Below are 20805 nucleotides of genomic sequence, written 5' to 3'. Positions count from 1 at the left end.
GTCTTCCTGGACGAGGCCCGAGGCGCGCAGGCTAACACCGGGCTCGCCGTGTGGATACCGCCCGTTTGTGCGGGTTGGGCCGAAAGCCGAATGCGCCGTGAGGGAGCGGAACGTAGGCTGGACGTCGTATGACGAACGCACCTGACCTCGACGCCGACGATCTCGGACCCGCCGGCTCCACCATCGACCTCGACGAGTTCGACCTCGACGACGAGCTCGAGGCGACCTCTGGCTGGGAGTCGGAGGCCGATCCAGAGGACGAGCCCACCGCCGGCGCGATGGAGCTCGCCGAGCGGCACGCACTCCGCCGGGTTGCGGGACTGTCGACCGAGCTCGAGGACATCAGCGAGGTCGAGTACCGCCAGCTCCGGCTCGAGCGGGTCGTGCTCGTCGGCGTGTGGACGGAGGGGTCGGTCGAGGACGCCGAGAACTCCATGGCCGAGCTCGCCCTGCTCGCCGAGACCGCCGGCTCGGAGGTGCTCGAGGCGGTCTACCAGCGCCGCCAGTCGCCCGACCCCGCGACGTACGTCGGACGCGGCAAGGTCGAGGCGATCGGCGAGATCGTGCGTGCGACCGGCGCCGACACCGTGATCTGCGACGGCGAGCTGGCGCCGAGCCAGCTGCGCAACCTCGAGGACCGGCTCAAGGTCAAGGTCGTCGACCGGACCGCGCTGATCCTCGACATCTTCGCCCAGCACGCGAAGTCCAAGGAGGGCCAGGCGCAGGTCGAGCTCGCCCAGCTCAACTACATGACCCAGCGGCTGCGTGGCTGGGGTGGCAACCTGTCCCGCCAGGTCGGAGGCCGGGTCGCCGGCGGTGCCGGCATCGGTGGCCGCGGCCCGGGCGAGACCAAGATCGAGACCGACCGCCGGCGGATCAAGACCAAGATCGCCAAGCTGCGCCGCGACCTCAAGGAGATGAAGAAGACCCGCGACGCGAAGCGCTCCATGCGCCGGGCGCGGGCCATCCCGGCCGTGGCGATCGCGGGCTACACCAACGCCGGCAAGTCCTCGCTGCTCAACCGGCTCACCGACGCCGGCGTGCTGGTCGAGAACGCGCTGTTCGCGACGCTCGACCCGACGACCCGCCGCACGACCACGGCCGACGGCCGCGTCTACACGATGAGCGACACCGTCGGCTTCGTCCGGCACCTGCCCCACCAGCTGGTCGAGGCGTTCCGCTCGACCCTGGAGGAGGTGGCCGACGCCGACCTGATCCTCCACGTCGTCGACGGCTCGCACCCCGACCCCGAGGGCCAACTGTCCGCGGTCCGCGAGGTCTTCGCCGAGATCGGCGCCAGCCAGGTCCCCGAGATCGTGGTCATCAACAAGGCCGACGCCGCCGATCCGCTCGTGCTGGCCCGGCTGCGCCGCGAGGAGCCTCACTCGGTGGTGGTCAGCGCCAAGACCGGCGAGGGCATCGCCGAGGCCCTCGCCCTCGTCGAGAGCGAGCTGCCGCGCCCGGGCGTGGAGTTCAAGGCGCTGCTGCCCTACGACCGGGGCGACCTGATCAACCGCCTCCACCAGCACGGCGAGATCGACACGATGGAGCACACCGCCGACGGCACCCTCGTCGCCGGCCGGGCCAACCAGGACCTCGCCGGCGAGCTCGCGTCGTACTCCGTGTAGCAGTCCGGCGGGTCCCGGAATGACCCCTGAATGACCCCTGAATGGCCCAGTTGGACCATGGGGTCCGGGGCCACTGCGACGCACACTTGCCCTCGTGCTCTCTCGGGTCGTCCCGCTGCGCCGTCGCGCCGTCCTCATGACCGCGACGGCTCTGGTCGTCGCGCTCGTGGCGACCGGCGTCGTCGCGGCCCGGGCCAGCGCGCACCAGAGCAGGTGCGAGCGGTTCGCGGCCGCCTCGGTCAAGCGGGCCGCGATGGTGACCGGCTCGGGCGAGCGGGTCGTCGTGGTCGGAGACTCGTGGTCGGCCGGGCTCGGCCTCGACAAGCCGGTGCAGTCCTGGCCGTCGCGCCTGCCGGGCCGCGTGCACGTCGCGGGCTTCTCCGGCTCCGGGTTCAGCGCCAAGGCCAGCCCGTGCGGCCGGGTCTCGTTCGCCGACCGGGCGCCCGCCGCGCTGAGGGGCGGCGCGGACCTCGTGATCGTCGAGGGCGGCCTCAACGACTACGACCGCACCCAGGCCGAGATCGAGGCCGGGTTCGCCCGGGTGATGCGGGCCGCGGCGCCGTACCGCACGGTCGTGGTGGGTCCGGCGACCGCGCCGGCCCGCGCGGCCAGGGTGCCGCGGGTCGACCGGCTGCTGGCCCGGCTCGCGCGGCAGTACGCCGTGCCCTACGTCTCGATGGTCGACCTCGAGCTGCCCTACCTCGACGACCGCCTGCACCTCACGCCGGCCGGCCACCGCGCCTTCGGCGACGCCGTGTCCGAGCGGATCGCGGGCCTGTCGTCAGGCGCTTCCTAGATCCCCGCCATCCGGCGCAGTCCGGCCAGCACCTCCGGCAGCTGGGTGACCAGCGTGAGGTGGCCGTCGTGGTCGGTCAGGTGCGTCTCGGCTCCGGGCACGTGCGCGGCCAGCCACTCGCCGTGGGCGAAGGGCACCATGGCGTCCTGACGGCCCTGGTAGAGCGCCACCGGCACGCGAATGCCGGAGACGTCGAAGCCCCACGGGCGCACCGCGGCCTGGCCGTCGTCGAGCACGCCGGCGATCCGCTGGGTGCCGGCGCGGTGGAAGGTCTCGGTCAGCCACTCGGTGAACCCGCGGTCCATGGCGGCGCGGTCCGCCTCGGGCAGCAGGCCGCCCATCGCCTCCGCCAGGTCGTCGGCATCGGCCAGCAGCACCGGCAGGAACTCCTCCTCGAGGTAGGCCGCGTAGGCGTCGCGCCCGGTCGCCGCGGCGGTGTACTCGGCGACGTTCTCCTCGGCCATGCCCGCCATCCAGTCCAGGCCCTCGCCGTCGTACGGCGCGAGGCCGGCCAGCGACGCCGCGGCCAGGCACCGGTCGGGGAGGAGCGCGGCACAGCCGAGCGCTCGCGGACCGCCTCCGGACCAGCCGATGGTGAGGAAGCGGTCGACGTCGAGCGCGTCGAGGACCGCCGCCGAGTCGGCGACGTCGTCGACCATGCGCGGCTCCGCGCGCGGCCGCGCGGTCGACCCTCCGTAGCCGGGCCGGGAGTAGGTGACCAGGCGCAGGCCGTGCGTGCGCGCCGCGCTGTCGAGCGGCTCGTAGGTGACGGCGGCCGAGGGCGAGCCGCCGTGGTAGAGCAACGGGAACCCGTCGGGGTCACCGCCGGTCAGCACCTCGAGGGTGCGGCCGTCGCGGGTGTGGACCTCGCCGTAGCCGTCAGTCACCGGCCGACGATATCCCGGCCGGGTCAGCGGCCCTCGACCAGCCGCAGCGCCGCGCGGGGGCAGGTGCGCACCGCCTCGCGGGCGTCGGCGAGCAGGTCGTCGGTGACCGGGCCGCGCACGATCGGGTAGCCCCACGGGTCGAGCTCGACCAGGTCGGGCAGCACCTCGTGGCAGAGCCCCCGGGCCTTGCACTCGGGCCAGTCGACCCGCAGCTGGGTGCTCACGAGGCCCGCCGCACGGCCGGGGCGTCGGGCCGGTCGGGCACCACGTGCAGGCGGCGGTGCTCGGAGCACCCGCTCCTGGCGTGCAGCCCGACCTCCTCCGGGAACGTCGCCAGCATCGAGCGGACCAGTCGCACCGTGCCGTCGGGGTGCGCGCACGCGCCGCGTCGCTCGACCAGCGCGGCGAGCTGCTCCACCCGGGCCGGCCCGTCGGTGCCGTCGACCACCGACGAGACGGCGCGCGCGAGCGCCGGCAGCCCGTTGAGGCACGGCCCGCAGCGCCCGGCGCTCTGGCCGGCCAGGAACGCGACGATCTCGCCGGTCAGCGTCACCGGGCAGGTCCCGTGCGGCGCGCTCAGCACCACACCGGCGCCGAGCGGAGCGCCGAGGGCGCGCATGCCCGGCACCGAGGTCCGCGCACTGGCGAGGGTCTCCCAGGTCGTCCAGGAACCGTGGAAGCCCCCCACCAGGGCGGGCCGGCCAGCGAGGGCCGGCAGCAGGTGGGCGCGCAGCCGCGCGCCGTACTCCGCCTCGCGCACCACCGGGTCGTGCCCGGGCGCGCTCAGCGTGAGGAGGGTGGTGCCGGGCTCCTCGCGGGTGCCCAGCGAGCAGAACGACGAGACGCCGCGCAGCACGAGCAGGCCGACGCGGGCCCAGGTCTCGGCGTTGCTCAGCAGCGTGGGCCGGCCCTTGTGGCCCGAGACGGCCTCGGGCTGCCACGACGTCACCGGCAGGTTGGGCCGGCCCGAGAGCAGCTCGACGACCGCCTTCGCCTGCCCCGAGACGAAGCGGGGCGCGGCGACGTGCGTGCGGATGCGGACGCCGTCGGAGCGCTCCTCGAGGGCGGTGCGCATCGCGGCGGCCGCCGCCGGGCGCTCGCCCGGGAGCACGAGGTGGACCTCGCGCGCCCGCAGCGACCGGGCGGTGGTGACGACGCCGTCGAGGACGAGATGCGGACGGGTCAGCGCGATCGCGGTGTCCTTGCTGCTGGCCGGCTCGCCCTCGCTCATGTTCACGACGAGCACCGGGCGCGAGCCCTGCTGGAGGACGGCCTCGAGCTTGGTCGCGAACGGGAAGCCGGCACCACCGCGACCGCGCAGGGCGATGCGGCGCAGGGCCTCGTGCAGCTCCTCGGAGGAGACGGCGGGCGGCTCGCCGTACTGCCGCCGGTGCGCGGCCAGCGACGGGCCGTGCTCGATCCCGGCGAGCAGGGCAGGTCCGGGCTGCACGTCGACACGGTCAGGGAACGGCACCGGTGAGGGCGGGCAGGTCGTGGTCATCGGAGCACCTTCAGCTCGGGGGTGGACGGGAGGACGGGGTCGGGCTCGGAGCGGGCGAGCCGGGCGCGGACCAGGAGCACCAGGCGCCAGACCAGCGCGAGGGCGACGGTGGCCCCGCACCCGAGGCTGACCAGCCACCACCCGTCGCGCAGGTCGGTGCCCATGCCGACGCCGTGGGCGAGCGCGATGCCCCACATCGGCCACGCGAGCTGGTGCAGCAGGCGCCAGGTCCGGTCCTGCAGGCGCCGCCGGAGCAGGCTGGTCGCGGCGACCACGAGCATGAGGTCGACCGACACCGCGCCGAGGCCGAGCCAGAGCGGCTCGTACGTCGCACCGACGGGCACGAACGTCTGCCACCAGCGGATGTCGACGAACGTGTCGAGAACGGCCGAGACCACGTGCGCGCCGAGCATCGCGAACGCCAGCATCGCGGCGTTGCGGTGCAGCGACTGCACCACGAAGCGGGGCAGCCCACGGGCCGGTGCGCCGCCCAGCGAGAGCACGCCGAGCACCACGGTGAGGGTCAGCATCAGCAGCGCGACCGCGCCGCTGCCGCGGTTGAGGTACCAGAGGAACGGACCTTCCATCAGGCGGCCCTCCGCTCGGCGTCCAGGGGCCACCCGCCGGTGCCGTGCACCCCGCCGTCGACGGCCACGAGGCGGGCGGTGACGTCGTGCCGGTCGAGCCAGGCAGGTGCCGCCGCACCGAGCACGACCGCCGCGGCGGTCGCGATGTTGGCCGCCACGCACGTCGGTCCGGTGGCGGTCACGGTGCGCCAGTGCTCGGCGGCCGGGAGCCCGGTGCGCGGGTCGAGCAGGTGGTGGCGCTCGACGCCGCCACGCCGCCACCGCCGCACCTGCGTGCTCGACGTGGCGAGCCCGCCCCCGGTCAGGTCGACGACGCAGCCGGGCCGGTCACGGACGTCGTCGGGACGCTCCGCCACGGCGACCGGCCACGGGAGGCCGTCGGGTGCGGCGATGGCGAGGTCGCCGCCGAGGCTGACCAGCGCCGGCTCGCCGAGCTCCTGCTCGATGCCTGTGGCGACCAGGTCGGCCGCCCAGGCCTTGGCGGTGGAGCCGAGGTCGAGCGCGGTGCCGGCCGGGATGCGGAGGCGGCCCTCGTCGAGCTCGATGTGCTGCCATGCGTCGAGCGCCGGCGCGGCCGTGCTCGTCGATGCCGAGGGCACCTCGCGGAGCTCCCCGAAGTCGCGGTCGTAGCCGAGCGTCATCATCGGGCGTCCGAGCAGCGGGTGCACCAGCCCGTCCGTGGCGGCCGCCGCCTCGGTCGCCACGCGGACGGCCTCGACGAGCAGCGGGTGCACCTCGACCCACCGGCCGGGCTCCCGGTTGACCCGGGCGAGGTCGGAGTCGTCACGGAAGCGGCTGCACGTCGCGTCGACGTCGCGCACGACGCTCCGGGCGACGCGCAGGGCGGGCGCCAGCGCTTCCGGCCGGCGCACCGCGAGGTGGGCGTAGGTCCCGAACGCGGAGAACTCCGAGTACGTCGACATCACGACCCGCTGCTCGGTGCCGGGGGCGGCGGGGGCGCGGGCGCGGGCGCCGGGGCGGGCTGCGGCGCGGGAGCCGCACCGGACCCGCCGCTGCCGCCGGACCCGCCGGAGCTGCTGGACCCGCCGGAGCTGCTGACGCTGCCTCCGGGGCCGGGTGCGCTGCTCGATCCGCTGCCGGTCGTGACGTAGCGCGTGGTGACCCGGGTGACGTACTCCCGCTCGCGCAGGGGTGCCGCCTCGGCTGCCCGGCGCTCCGCCCGGCGCTCGGCCCGGCGGTGCGCCCTGAGCTGGGCGGCGTACTCCGCCTGCGCCGCGGCCTGCTGCTCCGCGTCCTGGGCCTCGGCCTTGGCGGCCTCGCCGGCCGCGAGGCCCATCAGGCCGCCGGTCAGCGTGAGGGCACCGATGCCGGCCGCACCGGTCACGCCGGTGACGACCTGCCGGTAGCGGTCGCGGGTTCGCCTGTCATAGCTGCTCACGACGACCACGGTGCGCGACCGCCCGACAAGCGCGAGTCATCGCGACGTCAAAAGAACATCAAGGCACTTCTTGACCCACCCTTGATGCAGCGACAACCCCGTCACAACACAGGGGTGCGCATCCTCCGGTCATGAGCCTGAACTCGAAGTCGCTGGTCCTGTCCGTCGTGCTGCTGGTCGGCGTGCTCGGCGGCGCGGTGGCCTACCGCGTCGTCGCCCTCGCCGACAGCCCGCAGGCCACCCCGCGCGAGTCGCTCGTCATCGACACGACGCAGACCCCGGCGGTCACCCCTGCCGGTCAGGACCGGCGACCGGGGTTCGCGCCGTGCCGCAAGCCGGCGCAGCTCGAGGACGGCAGGTGCGTCACCGAGGAGGTGCGGACGATCGCCGTGGCGGCCCCGGCCGTGGCCGCCGCGCCCGCCCCGGCGCGCCCGCCTGCCCCTGCCGGCTCGTCCGACGACGGCCGGGCCGACGACGACGGGCACCACGGTGGCCATCACGGTGGCGACGACGACGATGACGATGACGACGGCGACCGGGACGACCGGGACGACGACACTGGGCACCACGGCGGGGACGACGACCGCGACGACGACAGCGGGCACCACGGCGGCCACCACGGCGGTGACGACCACGGCGACCACGGCGACGACGGCCACCAAGGCGGTGACGACCACGACGACGACCACGACGACGACCACGACGACGACCACGACGACAGCCACCACGGCGGGGACGACGACTGAGCGTGCCGGCCGCCCGAGCGTCAGTCGGTCACGAGGGGCAGCACGAGGTCGACCTCGGTCCCGCCCTCGGGCCGCGCACCGAACGTGAGCGACCCTCCGGCCGCCGCCGCGGCCCGACGGGCGATGTCCAGCCCGAGCCCGGTGCTTCCCTCGCGCTCCTGACGCACGCCGCTCGGCCCATCGCCCTCGTCGACGACCTCGAGCCGCGCGCTCGCCTCCGAGACGACCAGTCGCACCCCGAACCCCACCGGCTCGGGCGTGTGGGCGAAGACGTTGTCGACCAGGACGTCGACGACGTCCGCGAGGTCGTCGGCCGCCAGCGGCACGACGACCGGCTTCTCGGGCACCGTGACCTGCACCGGTCGCCCCTGGTCGTCGGCCAGCGCGCGCCAGAACGCCACCCGGTCGCGCACCACCGCCGCGGCGTCGCACCGCTCGCGCAGGTCCTCGCGGACCGGTCGGCGCGCGTCGCGGACGATCGCGTCGATGCTGCGCTGCAGCACCCCGATGTGCTCGCCCAGCCGGCGCGCGAGCTCCGCGTCCGGCACCGCCTCGGCGTCGAGCCGGAGCGCGGTGACGGGCGTGCGCAGCCGGTGGCTCAGGTCGGCGACCGCGCCCCGCTCGGCGGCGAGCAGCTCACGGGTCCGCTCGGCCAGCCCGTTGAGCGCCCGCGCCAGCTCCTCCGTCTCCTCGGTCCCGTCGACCTCGGCGCGCGCGGACAGGTCGCCCTCGCGCAGCCGGTGCGCGACGGCGGCCACGGCGTACAGCGGCTCGCTGATCCGGCGACCCAGCAGCGAGGCGATGAACGCCGCGACCGCCATCAGCGCGATGCCGAGCCCGATGATGCTCGCCCAGGCGCGGGTCACCCCGGCGCGCAGGACGTCCACCGTAACGCTCGCCCGCACGACGGCGGTGCCGTCGGGGGTCACGACCGGCAGCAGCACCCGGCCGCCGCGGTCGTCCACGGTGGTGACCCCTTCGCCACCCAGCGCGCGGCGCACCTCTCCGTCGGTGCGCGGCGTCGCCCCGTCGCCGAGGACCTGGTCGTCCGCGGTGTAGACGGTGAGCCGGACGTCACCGGCAGCGTTGCGGGTGTCGACGACGTCGCCGAGGTTGGCGGCGTCCAGGCGACCGGCCACCAGCGCGGCGATGTTGCCGGCCTCCTGGTCCGCCGCGGCCATCGCGCGGTCCTCCGCCAGCGTGCGCACCAGCAGGCACAGCGGTACGACGAACGCCGCGACGATGGTCGACGTCGTGATGAGCACCAGCCATGAGATCCGGCGGCGCATCACTCAGCCTTCGTGGTCGGGTCGACGAGGCGGATGCCGACCCCGCGCACCACGTGGAGGTACCTCGGCTCGGCCGCCGTCTCGCCCAGCTTGCGGCGCAGCCACGAGACGTGGACGTCGACCGAGCGCTCGGACCCGCCGTAGGCCTGCTGCCACACGTCCGCCAGCAGCTCCCGTTTGGTGACCACCTCGCCCGCCCGCGAGGCCAGGGCGAGCAGCAGGTCGAACTCCTTGCGTGCCAGCTCGAGCGCCTGCCCGTCGAGCGTGGCGGTGCGGGTCCGCTCGTCGAGCACGAGGCCGCCGACCCGGATCGGCTCGGCCGGCGCGCCACCGCTCCCGCCGCCCCGGCGCAGCACCGCGCGGATGCGGGCGGCCAGCTGGTCGGTGCCGAACGGCTTGACGACGTAGTCGTCGGCGCCGCTGTCGAGGGCCTTGACCATCGTCGGGTCCTCGTCGCGCGCCGTGATCACGATGATCGGCACCTGCGAGGCCGCCCGGATCATCGAGATCAGGGTGAGGCCGTCGAGGTCCGGCAGGCCGAGATCGAGCAGCACGAGCTCGGGTGGCCGCGCGAGCACCTGCTCGAGCCCGGCCATGCCGGTGGCGGCGGTCGCGACGGCGTGGCCGCGCTCGACCAGGCCGCGGTGCACGGCCTTGCGGATCGCCTCGTCGTCCTCGACGACGAGGATGCTGGTCATGTCCGCACGCTACGGGAGGGAGGATGACCTGATGGCCCGCTACCGGAGATTCGCGCTGGGCGCCGTCGCCTGGGTGGTCGTCGTGTCCGCCGGCGCGGCGCTGGTGTGGACCGTGATCTCGCAAGCGGGCGCGGACGTCGCTGGCGAGCTGCCGGCCACCGAGACCCAGAGCCAGGCATCGTCCGCCCCGCCCGCGAACCCGACCCGCTCGGCCGGCACGGGGGCGGCGTCGCCGGCCCCGCCCGGCCCGGCCAAGCCGGTCCGCCGCACGTGGCAGGGGTCCGCCGGCGTCGTCGTCAGCGAGTGCCGCAAGTCCGCGATCGACTTCGTCAGCGCCCAGCCCGCCAGCGGGTGGTCGATCGAGGTCGACCACACCGGGCCGGTCGACGTGCGGGTGGAGTTCGAGGCCGGCGAGGCCAAGACCCGGGTGGAGGCGGTCTGCGTCGGCGGCGTGCCGTCGTACACCGTCGAGGACGACTGACGCGGGTCCTCAGATCGACCGCAGCGCCTCGGTCGGTGGCACCGACGCGGCCCGCAGCGCCGGGTAGAGCCCCACTACGGTCCCGACGAGCAGCGAGCAGCCCAGGCCGGCCAGCACCGGCTGCCAGGGCAGCACCACCCCCCAGTCCTGGTGGACGGCGTACGCCGTGGTCAGGGCGACGCCCAGGGCTCCGCCGATGAGGCCGCCGAGCAGCGAGAGCAGCACCGACTCGGTGAGGAACTGGCTGCCGATCCCCGCGCGCGTGGCGCCGAGCGCCCGGCGCACGCCGATCTCGCGGCGGCGCTCCAGCACCGAGATGACCATGACGTTGGCGATGCCGACCGCGCCGACCAGCAGCGCGACCGCACCGAGGCCGAGGGTGAGCGTGGTCAGCGACTTGTCGGCCGCGGCCTGCGCCTCGAGCGCGTCGGAGGGTCGCGAGACCCGCACCTCGCTGGGCGACGACGGGTTCGCCGTGCGCGCGAGCAGGGCACGAGTGGCGGCCACCTGGTCGGTGTCGACCCGCGTGTAGACGGTGGTGGGCGGGAGGTCGTCGCCGTCGCCGTAGAGCTGCTGCGCCACACCCGTGCCGATCAGCGCGGCCGCGTCGAGCTCGGGCGCGAGCACCAGCGGCTCGAGCACCCCGACGACCGCGAACCACTGGCCGTCGAGCCAGACGCGGACCCCGTCGTCGAGCGGCCCGATCGCGAGCCGCCGGGCGGCTGTCGCCCCCAGCACGACGGCGGGGTAGTCCGAGGTCGCCGCGTCGAGCCAGCGGCCCGCGCGCAGCTCGGCCGACACCGCCGCGTCCAGCCCCGGTCCGGCGGCGGCCACGACGACGCCGCTCGTCTGTGCCGCCGGCACCCGGTCGCTCTTGCGGACGGTCGCGTCGACGGCGTACGTCGCGGCGGTGGACCGCACGGTCGGCACCCGGGCGATCATCTCCACCGACGTCTCCGGGAGGGTCGCGTCGTCGCCCATCAGGTCCTGGCCCGGCTCGACCACGAGCAGGTTGGTGCCGAGCGCGTCGAGCTGGGCGTTGAGGTCGGCCCGCGACGACTCCGAGAAGCCGAGCACGGCGACCATCGCGGTGATCCCGATCGCGACCCCCAGCGCCGAGAGCGCCGCGCGGCCCTTCCGGGCGGTCAGGCCGAGCGCACCGAGCCGCAACCGGTCCGCCGGGCTCAGCCCCGCCCTCATACGGCGGCTCCGTGGTGGAGGTCGGACTCGATCCGCCCGTCGCGCATGGCGACCACCCGGGGGATGCGTGCCGCGATCGACTCGTCGTGGGTCACGACGACGATCGTCGCGCCCTCGGCGTGCAGGAGGTCGAAGAGCTCGAGCACCGCGCGGCCCGACGCCGAGTCGAGGTTGCCGGTCGGCTCGTCGGCGAGCAGGACGCGCGGCCGGTGCACCAGCGCGCGGGCGACCGCCACCCGCTGGCACTCGCCGCCGGACAGCTCGGCCGGGGTGTGGTCGAGGCGCGCGCCGAGCCCGACCCGCCGCAGCGCCTCCGCGGCGCGCCGGCGCCGCTCGGCGCGCCGCACGCCCTGGTAGAGCAGCCCGTCGCCGACGTTCTCCAGTGCGGAGCGGCGGTCGAGCAGGAAGAACTGCTGGAACACGAAGCCGAGGTGCGTGCCGCGCAGCCTCGAGAGGCGCGCGTCCGACTGCGTCGTGAGGTCCTCGCCGGCGAGCAGCACCCGGCCGGTCGTCGGCCGGTCGAGCGCACCGACGATGTTGAGCAGCGTCGACTTCCCCGATCCCGACGGCCCGACGACCGCGACGTACTCGCCCTCCCCGACGGTCAGGTCGATGCCGTGGAGCACGGTGAGTGCTGCCGAGCCGGTGCCGTAGGTGCGGGTCACCCCGCTGAGCTGCAAGGCCCTTCCGGCCTGGGCCGTCACGGCGTCACCACGACCTCGTCGCCCTCGGCCAGGTCGGGTGACTCGACCTCCACCAGGGTCTCCGAGAAGGCGCCGGCGGTGACGGCGACGTACGCCGTGTCGCCGTCGGCGACCTTCTCCACGCCATAGCCGCCGGCGACCAGCGCGACCAGCGCGGTCACGGGCATCGCGAGCACGTCCTCCGCGACGGTGTGCGCGAACCCCACCTGCACCGACGTTCCGTCGACCTGCTGGTCGACCTCCTGCCGCTTGGCCTTCGGCCCGACCACCTCGATCCTCACGTCGAGGGTCTCGTCGGACGCCTCGGTGGCGGGCAGGTGCTCGACCTCGCGGATCCGGCCGCGCGCCGTGGTGCCGTCGGGGAACTCGAGCTCGACGGCTTTGTGCACCGGCGCGAGCCGCTTCTGGGTGGGGTCGACGGAGACCGTGACCGTGCGCTGGGTGGCGCTCACCTGCAGCACGACGGTGCCGGGTTGCACCGCCGTCCCGTCCGCGACGGGCATCGTCGCCACCCGCACGTCGCCGTCGGTGAAGACGACGCGGCCCAAAGGCAGCTCGCCGTCGTCGTCGAGCCCGTGGTCGCGCTGCCACCGCTCGACCGCGATGGTGGTCACCCACGTCCAGTCGCCGTCGACCTCGAGATCGAGGTCGCGGGTGTAGCCGAGCGCGGTGAGCGCCCGCTCGAGCTGCAGCACGTCGCGCCCGCTGCTGACGCCGGGGTCGAGGTCGCGCCAGGCGGGCACCTTGCCGTCGAGCCTCAGCACGGGGTCGGCGTCCAGCCGGTAGACCGGCTCGCCGTTCTCGACGACGCCGCCGACGTCCGGCAGCCAGGTGACGGTGCCGGTCAGCCCGGTCGGCAGGTCGAGCGCGTTGCCGTAGCCGAGCTGACCGGTCTCGGTGAGGGTCTCGGTCAGGTCGGTGCGTCGCACGGTTGCGGTGACCGGTGCGGCCGCTGGCTCCTCCGTCGCCCCGGCCCCGTCGCCGCCCGGGAAGGTGCACCCGGTCAGCGTGACGCTGGTGAGGACGGCTCCGGTGGCGAGCCAGATGGTCCGGCGTGCCACGTCAGCCCTCGTGCTCGTCGGTGGCGGGTCCGGCGCCGCCTCCGTTGCCCGGGGGCTCCAGGCCGGCGTCGGCGCTGCACTCCTCCATGTCCTGCTGGAAGGCCGGGTCGTCCGGCCCGGGCAGGTCCGGCCCGCCCTTCTCCTTCTCGATCTTCTGCGTGACCCGGCCGCCGTCGAAGGTGGGGTCCGGGAAGTTGTAGCCGCGCTCGCGCATGCAGCCGGCCATGTCGAGGAACTGCTGCTTCTCCTCCTCGGTCAGCTCGTGGCCGCCCTCCTCGGGCTCGGCCATGTCCATCCACTTCTGGCAGTCACGCTGGGCGGCCTCCATCTGCTCCTGCGACAGCCCCTCGCCGTTCATCCGGATACCGCCGCCCGGCGCCGGGTCCGGCATGTCGACGCCGTGCTCGCGCATGCACTCGGCGAACTTGAGCATCGCGTCCTCCGGGTCGAGGTCGGCCTGGTCGCTCGACGTCGTCGCGTCCGCGGACGGCGACGCCCCTGCGGCGTCCGGCAGCGCCGACCCGTTGCCGCCGGGGTCGCCGCCGCACCCGGAGGCGAGACCGAGCACGACGAGGAGGGCGGCGGCCACGAGGAACCGGTGGACGACGCGGAAGGCGAGGTCGTGCGCGGCACGGGAGGCCGCGGACCTGGGGTGCGAGAAGGTGGTCATGGCCCCACTGCACCGGTTCGCCCGCTGGGTCAGCGTTGGCGAACTCAGCAGGTTCTGCGGATTTCCTTATCCGGGCTGAACCTGACCCGTGGCAGCGTTCGGGCATGCGCGTGCTGGTCGTCGAGGACGAGGAGATCATGGCCGACGCGCTCGCGCGCGGGCTGCGCCGGTCGGGCTACGCCGTCGACGTCGTGACCGACGGCGCCACCGCGCTCGAGCAGGCCGCGGTCAACCACTACGACGTCGTGCTCCTCGACCGCGACCTGCCGGTCGTCCACGGCGACGAGGTGTGCCGAGCGCTGGTGCGCGACGGAGCGTCGGCGCGGGTGCTGATGCTCACCGCGGCCGGCACGGTCGCGGAGAAGGTGGACGGCTTCGCCCTCGGGGCCGACGACTACCTTCCCAAACCGTTCGCGTTCGCGGAGCTGCTGGCGCGGGTGGAGGCGCTCGCGCGGCGCACCAGTCCCGCCGTACCTCCCGTCATCCGCAGCGGCGAGGTGGCCATCGACACCGCGCGCCGGACCGTGACCCGCGCCGGGCGGCCGGTGCAGCTCACGCTGAAGGAGTACGGCGTGCTGGCCGAGCTGGCGCGGGCGCGCGGCGCGGTGGTGTCGGCCGAGGACCTGCTGGAGCGGGTGTGGGACGAGCACGCCGATGCGTTCTCCAACGCCGTGCGGGTGACGATGGTCGGCCTGCGTCGCAAGCTCGGCGACCCGCAGGTGATCGAGACGCTGCGCGGCGTCGGCTACCGGCTGTGCTCGTGAGAGTGGGCGTGCGCACGTGAACCGGGGCCTGAGCGTGCGGTGGCGGCTGACGATCGTCTACTCGCTGATCTCGGTGGTCTCCGCGTCCGTGCTGCTCGGCGGCATCTACGCGCTGGTGAGCCACCCCCCGAAGGCGACCTACTTCATCGGCTCGACGCAGGGGCCGCCGCCGGACGTCGACGGGCCGGCCGTGGGGGCCGCGCCGCAGCCGGGGGAGACCTTCGGCGACACGGTGTTCCAGGCGCGCGTCGACGCGGTCGACCGGACCCTCAACGGGCTGCTGTGGTGGTCGGGCGTCGGTCTGCTGCTGACGGCGGCGGTGTCGGTCGGTGTGGGCTGGGTCTTCGCCGGCCGGGTCCTGGCGCCGGTGCACACGATCACCAGCCGGGCGCGCGCGATCTCGGCGCACTCGCTGGACGAGCGGGTCTCGCTCGGCGGCCCCCACGACGAGCTGCGCGAGCTCGCCGACACCTTCGACTCGCTGCTCGACCGCATCTCCTCGGCGTTCGCCACCGAACGCCGTCTGGTCGCCACCATGTCGCACGAGCTGCGCACGCCGCTGGCCAACCAGCAGGCGGCACTCGACGTCGCGCTCGCCAACCCCGAGGCGTCGGAGGCCGAGCTGCGCCACGCCGCCGAGGTGGCGCTGGGCCAGAACGACCGGGCGAACCGCACGGTCGATGCGCTGCTCACCCTGGCGCGGGTCCAGTCCGGCCTCGAGCCGGCCCGGCACGAACGGGTCGACCTCATGGCGCTGGTCAGCGACGCCGTCGACCGGGTCCGCGGGGAGGAGGACGCCGGCCGACCGTGGCACCTGCACCTGGCGCCAGTGAGCGTGGCCGGCGACGCGGAGCTGCTCGACCGGGCGGTCGGCAACCTCCTCCAGAACGCCGAGCGCCACAACCTGCCCGCCGGCGAGGGCTGGGTCGACGTGCGACTGCTGGAGCGGGACGGCGAGGCGGTCCTCGAGGTCAGCAGCACCGGGCCGCGGATCGACCCGGCCGACGCCGCCGGGCTGACGCTGCCGTTCCGCCGCGGCGTGCGAGACCGGGTCGGCTCCGACCGGGGCGTCGGCCTCGGGCTGTCGATCGTCGAGGCCGTCGCCGACCACCACGGTGGGCGGCTGACGCTCACCCCGCTCGAGCCCGGCGGCCTCGCCGCCGAGCTGGCGCTGCCCCTCGGTGGAGAGAGCCGCGCCGGGGTCGGTCCGGCCAACTAAGGTTCTGGGGTGCCCGCCCCGACCGCCTCCGACGTCGACGCGGAGACCGCGGTCGCCGGAGTGCTCGCGGCCGCCGTCGAGGCGCTGGGTGGCCAGGAGCGGCCCGGGCAGATCGAGATGGCCGAGGCGGTGGCCGCCGCGATGGTCGACGGCACCCACCTGCTCGTCCAGGCCGGCACCGGCACCGGCAAGTCACTGGCCTACCTCGTGCCCTCCCTCCTGCACGACCGCCGGGTGGTCGTCGCCACCGCGACCCTGGCGCTGCAGCACCAGCTCGTCGAGCGCGACCTCCCGCGCCTGGTCGACGCGGTCGGCGACCTGCCCGGCGTCGACGCGTCGTACGCCGTGCTCAAGGGGCGGTCCAACTACGCCTGCCTGCACCGCATCCGGGCCGGCGTCCCCGACGACCAGGGCACGCTGGTCGACGTCCCCGTCGGCCCGATGGCGAGCAAGGTGATCGAGCTGCGGGCGTGGGCCGAGGAGGAGTCCGAGGCCGGCGGCAGCGGCGAGCGCGACAACGCGCCGCGCCACACCGACCGCGAGTGGCGCCAGGTCTCGGTCAACCACCGCGAGTGCCTCGGCGCCGCGAAGTGCCCGTTCGGCCAGGAGTGCTTCGCCGAGCTCGCGCGCGAGAAGGCCCAGCGCTCACACCTGGTCGTCACCAACCACTCGCTGCTCGCGATCGACGCGATCGAGGGCGTGCCGATGATCCCCGACTACGACGTCGTGGTCGTCGACGAGGCCCACGAGCTGGTCAGCCGCATCACCCAGGCCGCGACCGACGAGCTGTTCGCGGCCGACGTCGACCGGGCGGCCAAGCGGTCGCAGCGCCACGTCGAGGGCCACGAGGCCGACGACCTCGCCGACGCCGGCGACGCGCTGCGCGCCGCGATCAACGACCTCCACCCCGGCCGCATCGACGTCGTGCCCGACGCGCTCTCCGAGGCGCTGGTGGCCGTGCGCGCCAGTGCGCGCGCCTGCTTGTCGGCGTACCCCAAGGGCGACTCGGGCGGCGCGGCGCAGGGCGACGGCGATGCCGGGCTCAACCAGGCCAAGGGCGCGGTCCAGGAGGTCTTCGCCACCGCCGAGCGCATGACGGCCCACTCCGAGGGCGACGTGCTCTGGGTGACCGAGGGGGGCGACAACCGGCCGCCCCACCTGTGCGTCGCGCCGCTCCAGGTGTGGGGCCCGATGCGCGACAAGCTGCTGACCGACAAGCTCGCCGTCTTCACCAGCGCGACGCTCAAGCTCGGCGGCGACTTCAACGCCGTGGCGTCCAGCTTCGGGCTCAAGGCGGCCGAGAACGTCGACAGCGGCCCCGTCGAGCGGGGCGACGACGTGCTCCCGTGGCGCGGCCTCGACGTCGGCAGCCCGTTCGACTACGCCCAGCAGGCGATCCTCTACGTCGCCCGTCACCTGCCGCCGCCGGGTCGCGACGGGCTGGGGCAGGCCCAGCTCGACGAGATCGTCGAGCTGGTCGACGCGTGCGAGGGCCGCGCGCTCGGGCTGTTCTCCAGCCGGCGGGCCGCCGAGACCGCGGCGGAGGCCGTCCGGGAGCGGCTGCCCCACCTCACCACCCTCGCCCAGGGCGACGCGCAGCTGCCCGAGCTGGCCCGGCAGTTCGTCGACGACCCGCACACCGCGCTGTTCGGCACGCTCTCGCTCTGGCAGGGCCTCGACGTCCCAGGTGACACCTGCCAGCTCGTGCTCATCGACCGGATCCCCTTCCCCCGCCCCGACGACCCGCTGATGAGCGCCCGTCAGCGCGCCGCCGACAAGGCCGGCGGCAACGGCTTCATGCAGGTCGCCGCCACCCACGCCGCGCTGCTCCTCGCCCAGGGCACCGGCCGGCTGATCCGCACCACCACCGACCGCGGCGTGGTCGCCGTCCTCGACCCGCGCCTGGCCACCGCCCGCTACGGCGCCTTCCTCAAGGCCAGCCTGGCGCCCATGTGGGCGACCTCCGACCCGGCCGTCGTCCGCAAGGCGCTGGCCCGGCTGGCGGCCGCTGCGCCCTCGCCGATCAAGCAGTCCGACGCACGCTAGTCACGACCGGATGAGACGCTGGACGGCATGCGCACGCGCCTCGGACCGTCCGGACTCGTCGCCCTCGTGCTGGTGGTCTCCGCCGCCTGTGCCGGAGCAGGGGAGCCAGCAGCCTCCGGACCACCGCGCGGGGTGAGCTCGGCGGTCACCGCTGCCGACACCGCTGACGAGACTGGTGACGACGCCGCCGACGGCACGGTCGAGAGCACCCCGGCGACAGACCTGACCGTGCCGGACGACACGGCCGCCCGCACCGCCCTCAGCGGCTGCAACGCCGCGGGCGCCTACGAGGTCTGCTTCTCCTCGCCGGCGACCCACGGCGGCAAGGACCCTGCCGTCGTGCGCCACTTCATCGACATCTTCAAGTCGGCGGGCGCGGGCGACTCGCTGCGGATCGCGATGTTCCGCTGGGACATCCCGGCGACGACCAAGGCGATCGTGGCAGCCCAGCAGCGCGGGGCCCACGTCGAGATCGTGGCCGACGCCGACATGACCACCAAGCCGGCAGGCAAGAAGGTGATCGCCCAGATCGAGGGCGGCGACCCGATGCCGGGCAACGTCGTCGTCTGCAAGGGCGCCTGCCTGCCGTGGACCGGCAAGCCGCCGGCCCCGCCCTCGCAGGACGTCAACCACCTGAAGTACCTCCTCGCCGACATCGGTGGCAAGAAGTCGGTGATCACGTCCTCGAGCAACTTCGAGGGTCGCCAGTACTCCCAGGTCAACAGCCTCACCCGGGTCTTCGACGACTCCTTCTACGCCTTCGGGCTGCAGTACTTCCAGCGCCTGCGCGCCCAGAGCTGGACGGCCGGCGGCGTCTCGTGGTCGGACAAGCAGAAGTCCTTCGGCGGGCCGCCCAACGCGATGGTCTACCCGCGCAAGCGCGGCGACCTGGTGGTCGACACCCTCCGCTCGGTGCACTGCGCCAAGGGCATGAACACCGTCAACATCATGATCGCGGTGGTCCAGCGCTACGACGTCCGCACCCAGATCGGGCGGCTCGCCAAGGAGGGCTGCAAGCTGCGGATCGTCACCACCCGCGACCTCATCGAGAACTGGCTGCAGTCGCCGTTCAAGCTGCCCGACGGCCGCACGGTCGACATCGACAACAACCGGGTCCGCACGATCATCACCCACGACAAGGTCTACGCGATCCACGCGAAGATCCACGGCAAGGAACGCTACGTCGTGGTGACCGGCACCAGCAACACCACGTGTGGCGGCCTGCGCTACAACGACGAGATGATGCTGCGCCTCGACGGCAAGTGGCTGTTCAAGACCTACTCGGCCCACGTCAACGACGCCTTCAAGCACGCCCACCAGAGCCGCGTGTCGGCGGTGCCGAGGCAGGCGCGCTGCCGCTGACCTGCCGCGGACCGGGCATGTGGCCCCGGATGTTGACCCCGGACGTGCAACATCCCCGGCCGACGACGTCGGCCGGGGATGTTGACGGGACCTCAGCTCAGGATGCCTTCACCTGGACGCGGGCCTTGAGGTTGTTGTCGACCGGGCGCCCCGAGCAGCTGTACGGCGTGCTGCGGCGGTAGCAGTCGCGGTAGCGGGTGCTGGCGTTGACCAGCGTCACCTCGACCGCGCCGACCGTGCCGTCGAAGACGACGGTCTTCTTGCCGACGCCCTTCTTGTTCAGCTTGAGCGTCACGAAGCTCAGGCCGGACGTGGAGTAGATCGCCACGACCGCGCTCGGCGAGGTCTGCTTCCTCGCCATCTTGACCGTGACCTTCAGCTTCGACGTACCGCCACCGGGCGTCACCTGGAAGGTGGAGCTGGTGAGGTGGTCGAGCTTGCTCTTGAAGGACTTGCGCTTGCCTGCGGGCAGCGAGGCCGAGCCGGCGAGCGGCTTGCCCGGGTAGCCCAGCGTCGCGCCCTCGAGGAAGGTAAACGCCGGCGCCCGGGTGGCGGCCGAGAAGTTCGCGAACTGCTTGGTCAGGCTCGTGTGGGCGTCCTTCTTCAGCGCCTTGTTGATGGCCTGCGTGGAGTACCTGTCCTTGCGCGGGCCCTTGGAGCTGTCGGCGTTCTTCCACATGTCGAGCAGCAGCGTCGGCAGCGATCCGGTCTTCGCGGGGTAGTGCTCGGTGAGGTAGCGGAAGAAGCTCCAGACGCCGTAGTGGAACACCGCGCCGTTCTTGAAGGTGTCCATCGGCTTGCCCGGGTGGGTGATCGGGCTGTCCTTGAGGTACTGGTAGTTGTCGTTGATGGTCGGGTACATCTCGTCCTCGACCCATGCCGCGGTCGCCTCCTGGAACCACGGGTCGTCCGCGATGTCGTAGGCGAACTGGGTCGCGTGGTAGTACTCGTGCGCGATCGTCACCTGGAAGTTCTCCAGCGGCGTGCGCGGGAAGCCGACGTAGTCGGCGTCGAGCACGCAGTAGGCCCACACGTCGAAGTGGCCCGGCTTGACGAGCTTCTTCTGGTCGGTCGTGCAGTAGCCGTAGAGACCCGGCTCGAGCTGGGCGACGTAGATGTCGACGCGGCCGTCGCCACCCCTGGTGCCGTCGCTCTTGGGACGGCGGTAGCCGGAGTTGGCGTAGGTGTCGGCGACGTACTTGACGTTGGCGAACGCGACGTTGGGGTCGTAGGCGAGCTCGGTCGGGTCGTAGTGCATCAGCACGTTCTCGTCACCGAGCAGCGCGGGGACGCCGCTGCAGCGCTTGGGCGGGCAGTCACCCGAGAGCTTGGGACGCTGGTAGAGCTTGTTGGCGGCGCGGCGGTCGGCCGCGGGGAGCGAGTCCTTCAGCAGCCACAGGTTGCGCAGGGCCAGCGTGGCGTCGGGGCGCTCGCCGGCGGGGGTCTCGGCCGCGAACGCCTTCTTGGCGCGGGCGAGCGCGTGCTTCGCGCGGGTGGCGCGGGTCCAGTGGGCAGCGGGGGCCTGCTTCTTGGCGTGGGTCGTGCCCACCCGAGAGGGGGACGGTGCGGCCACGGCCGGCGTGCTGAGCGTCGGGGCGACCAGCGCGATGACGCTGGTGGCGACGACGGCGAGCAGCAGCGCCGAGGCGCGCGCCCGAGGTGGGTTGGGCATGAGATCTCCGTGTCTCTTTCGGGGATTCGACGAGGTCGTCTGACCCTACCGTGAGAGACGGACACGCAGCCCGGTCGGTTGTGCGCCTCCGGGCT

General features: G+C 73.9%; 21 protein-coding genes. 8 read left to right on the top strand and 13 right to left on the bottom strand.

Annotated features, from left to right (window positions below):
* Nucleotides 1-128: 128 nt before the first annotated feature.
* Together hflX and G514_RS0108350 are read left to right on the top strand one after the other, a co-directional pair.
* Entirely contained in the window at nt 129-1628 is a 1500-nt protein-coding gene (gene hflX / locus G514_RS0108355; protein ID WP_028651381.1) for a GTPase HflX, read from the top strand.
* A 94-nt stretch (nt 1629-1722) separates the two neighbouring features.
* Entirely contained in the window at nt 1723-2424 is a 702-nt protein-coding gene (locus G514_RS0108350; RefSeq protein ID WP_028651380.1) for an SGNH/GDSL hydrolase family protein, read from the top strand.
* Here the strand turns inward: G514_RS0108350 and G514_RS0108345 are convergent.
* Genes G514_RS0108345 through G514_RS30880 form a run of 6 tightly spaced genes read right to left on the bottom strand, consistent with a single transcriptional unit; the run spans nt 2421 to nt 6798 of the window.
* Nucleotides 2421-3311 (bottom strand): alpha/beta fold hydrolase, encoded by an 891-nt coding sequence (locus tag G514_RS0108345; protein WP_028651379.1) that lies wholly within the window; start codon nt 3309-3311, stop codon nt 2421-2423. The two genes, G514_RS0108350 and G514_RS0108345, sit on opposite strands and share 4 nt — an antisense overlap.
* A gap of 23 nt (nt 3312-3334) precedes the next feature.
* Nucleotides 3335-3535, bottom strand: a complete 201-nt coding sequence (locus tag G514_RS0108340; RefSeq protein ID WP_028651378.1) for a ferredoxin — start codon at nt 3533-3535, stop codon at nt 3335-3337.
* Nucleotides 3532-4812 carry an NADH-ubiquinone oxidoreductase-F iron-sulfur binding region domain-containing protein gene (locus tag G514_RS25650; protein WP_051247121.1) on the bottom strand — a complete coding sequence of 427 codons (1281 nt, stop codon included), beginning with the start codon at nt 4810-4812 and terminating at the stop codon, nt 3532-3534. Before G514_RS25650 ends, G514_RS0108340 begins: the two co-directional genes overlap by 4 nt.
* On the bottom strand, nt 4809-5399 hold the full coding sequence (locus G514_RS25645) for a ferric reductase-like transmembrane domain-containing protein (protein WP_036564114.1): 591 nt from the start codon (nt 5397-5399) through the stop codon (nt 4809-4811). The genes G514_RS25650 and G514_RS25645 overlap by 4 nt, the downstream gene beginning before the upstream one ends.
* Nucleotides 5399-6322: an FAD:protein FMN transferase gene (locus tag G514_RS0108325; RefSeq protein WP_028651377.1), complete on the bottom strand. Its 924-nt coding sequence runs from the start codon at nt 6320-6322 to the stop codon at nt 5399-5401. Before G514_RS0108325 ends, G514_RS25645 begins: the two co-directional genes overlap by 1 nt.
* The gene (locus tag G514_RS30880) at nt 6322-6798 is read right to left on the bottom strand and encodes a hypothetical protein (protein WP_211222085.1); all 477 of its coding nucleotides are present in this window, start codon (nt 6796-6798) and stop codon (nt 6322-6324) included. Before G514_RS30880 ends, G514_RS0108325 begins: the two co-directional genes overlap by 1 nt.
* 131 nt (nt 6799-6929) lie before the next feature.
* Between G514_RS30880 and G514_RS30195 the strand changes: the two genes are divergently transcribed.
* Nucleotides 6930-7544, top strand: coding sequence for a hypothetical protein (locus tag G514_RS30195; protein ID WP_028651375.1), 615 nt, complete (start codon nt 6930-6932; stop codon nt 7542-7544).
* Between the two features lie 20 nt (nt 7545-7564).
* Here G514_RS30195 and G514_RS0108310 read toward each other — a convergent pair whose 3' ends face one another.
* The gene (locus G514_RS0108310) at nt 7565-8833 is read right to left on the bottom strand and encodes a sensor histidine kinase (RefSeq protein ID WP_028651374.1); all 1269 of its coding nucleotides are present in this window, start codon (nt 8831-8833) and stop codon (nt 7565-7567) included.
* Nucleotides 8833-9531 (bottom strand): response regulator transcription factor, encoded by a 699-nt coding sequence (locus G514_RS0108305; protein WP_028651373.1) that lies wholly within the window; start codon nt 9529-9531, stop codon nt 8833-8835. The genes G514_RS0108310 and G514_RS0108305 overlap by 1 nt, the downstream gene beginning before the upstream one ends.
* Here G514_RS0108305 and G514_RS0108300 point away from each other — a divergent pair.
* On the top strand, nt 9530-10012 hold the full coding sequence (locus G514_RS0108300; RefSeq protein WP_157544661.1) for a hypothetical protein: 483 nt from the start codon (nt 9530-9532) through the stop codon (nt 10010-10012). The two genes, G514_RS0108305 and G514_RS0108300, sit on opposite strands and share 2 nt — an antisense overlap.
* A gap of 9 nt (nt 10013-10021) precedes the next feature.
* Here G514_RS0108300 and G514_RS0108295 read toward each other — a convergent pair whose 3' ends face one another.
* From G514_RS0108295 to G514_RS29090, 4 genes are read right to left on the bottom strand one after another with little or no spacing between them, the layout of a single operon-like run.
* Entirely contained in the window at nt 10022-11212 is a 1191-nt protein-coding gene (locus G514_RS0108295) for an ABC transporter permease (RefSeq protein ID WP_028651371.1), read from the bottom strand.
* Nucleotides 11209-11877 carry an ABC transporter ATP-binding protein gene (locus G514_RS0108290; protein WP_245582136.1) on the bottom strand — a complete coding sequence of 223 codons (669 nt, stop codon included), beginning with the start codon at nt 11875-11877 and terminating at the stop codon, nt 11209-11211. The genes G514_RS0108295 and G514_RS0108290 overlap by 4 nt, the downstream gene beginning before the upstream one ends.
* A 35-nt stretch (nt 11878-11912) precedes the next feature.
* Nucleotides 11913-12977, bottom strand: a complete 1065-nt coding sequence (locus G514_RS25630) for a peptidoglycan-binding domain-containing protein (protein ID WP_051247117.1) — start codon at nt 12975-12977, stop codon at nt 11913-11915.
* A gap of 1 nt (nt 12978) precedes the next feature.
* Nucleotides 12979-13647, bottom strand: coding sequence for a hypothetical protein (locus G514_RS29090; protein ID WP_051247115.1), 669 nt, complete (start codon nt 13645-13647; stop codon nt 12979-12981).
* Between the two features lie 104 nt (nt 13648-13751).
* Between G514_RS29090 and G514_RS0108275 the strand changes: the two genes are divergently transcribed.
* The 4 genes from G514_RS0108275 (at nt 13752) to G514_RS0108260 (ending at nt 19038) form a co-directional block, all read left to right on the top strand.
* The gene (locus G514_RS0108275) at nt 13752-14411 is read left to right on the top strand and encodes a response regulator transcription factor (RefSeq protein WP_028651369.1); all 660 of its coding nucleotides are present in this window, start codon (nt 13752-13754) and stop codon (nt 14409-14411) included.
* A 16-nt stretch (nt 14412-14427) separates the two neighbouring features.
* Nucleotides 14428-15630, top strand: coding sequence for a sensor histidine kinase (locus G514_RS25620; protein ID WP_051247112.1), 1203 nt, complete (start codon nt 14428-14430; stop codon nt 15628-15630).
* Nucleotides 15631-15747: 117 nt separating this feature from the next.
* Nucleotides 15748-17676 (top strand): ATP-dependent DNA helicase, encoded by a 1929-nt coding sequence (locus tag G514_RS0108265; protein WP_245582139.1) that lies wholly within the window; start codon nt 15748-15750, stop codon nt 17674-17676.
* A 27-nt stretch (nt 17677-17703) separates the two neighbouring features.
* Nucleotides 17704-19038, top strand: coding sequence for a phospholipase D-like domain-containing protein (locus G514_RS0108260; RefSeq protein ID WP_084151872.1), 1335 nt, complete (start codon nt 17704-17706; stop codon nt 19036-19038).
* A 97-nt stretch (nt 19039-19135) separates the two neighbouring features.
* On the opposite strand, the gene G514_RS0108255 is transcribed toward G514_RS0108260, so the two are convergent.
* Nucleotides 19136-20710: an MXAN_6640 family putative metalloprotease gene (locus G514_RS0108255; RefSeq protein ID WP_028651366.1), complete on the bottom strand. Its 1575-nt coding sequence runs from the start codon at nt 20708-20710 to the stop codon at nt 19136-19138.
* Nucleotides 20711-20805: the final 95 nt, after the last annotated feature.

The organism is Nocardioides halotolerans DSM 19273 (assembly GCF_000422805.1).
Classification (GTDB): domain Bacteria; phylum Actinomycetota; class Actinomycetes; order Propionibacteriales; family Nocardioidaceae; genus Nocardioides; species Nocardioides halotolerans.
Note: the sequence above shows the minus strand (reverse complement) of the source record. Positions and strands in the feature narration are given on the sequence as shown.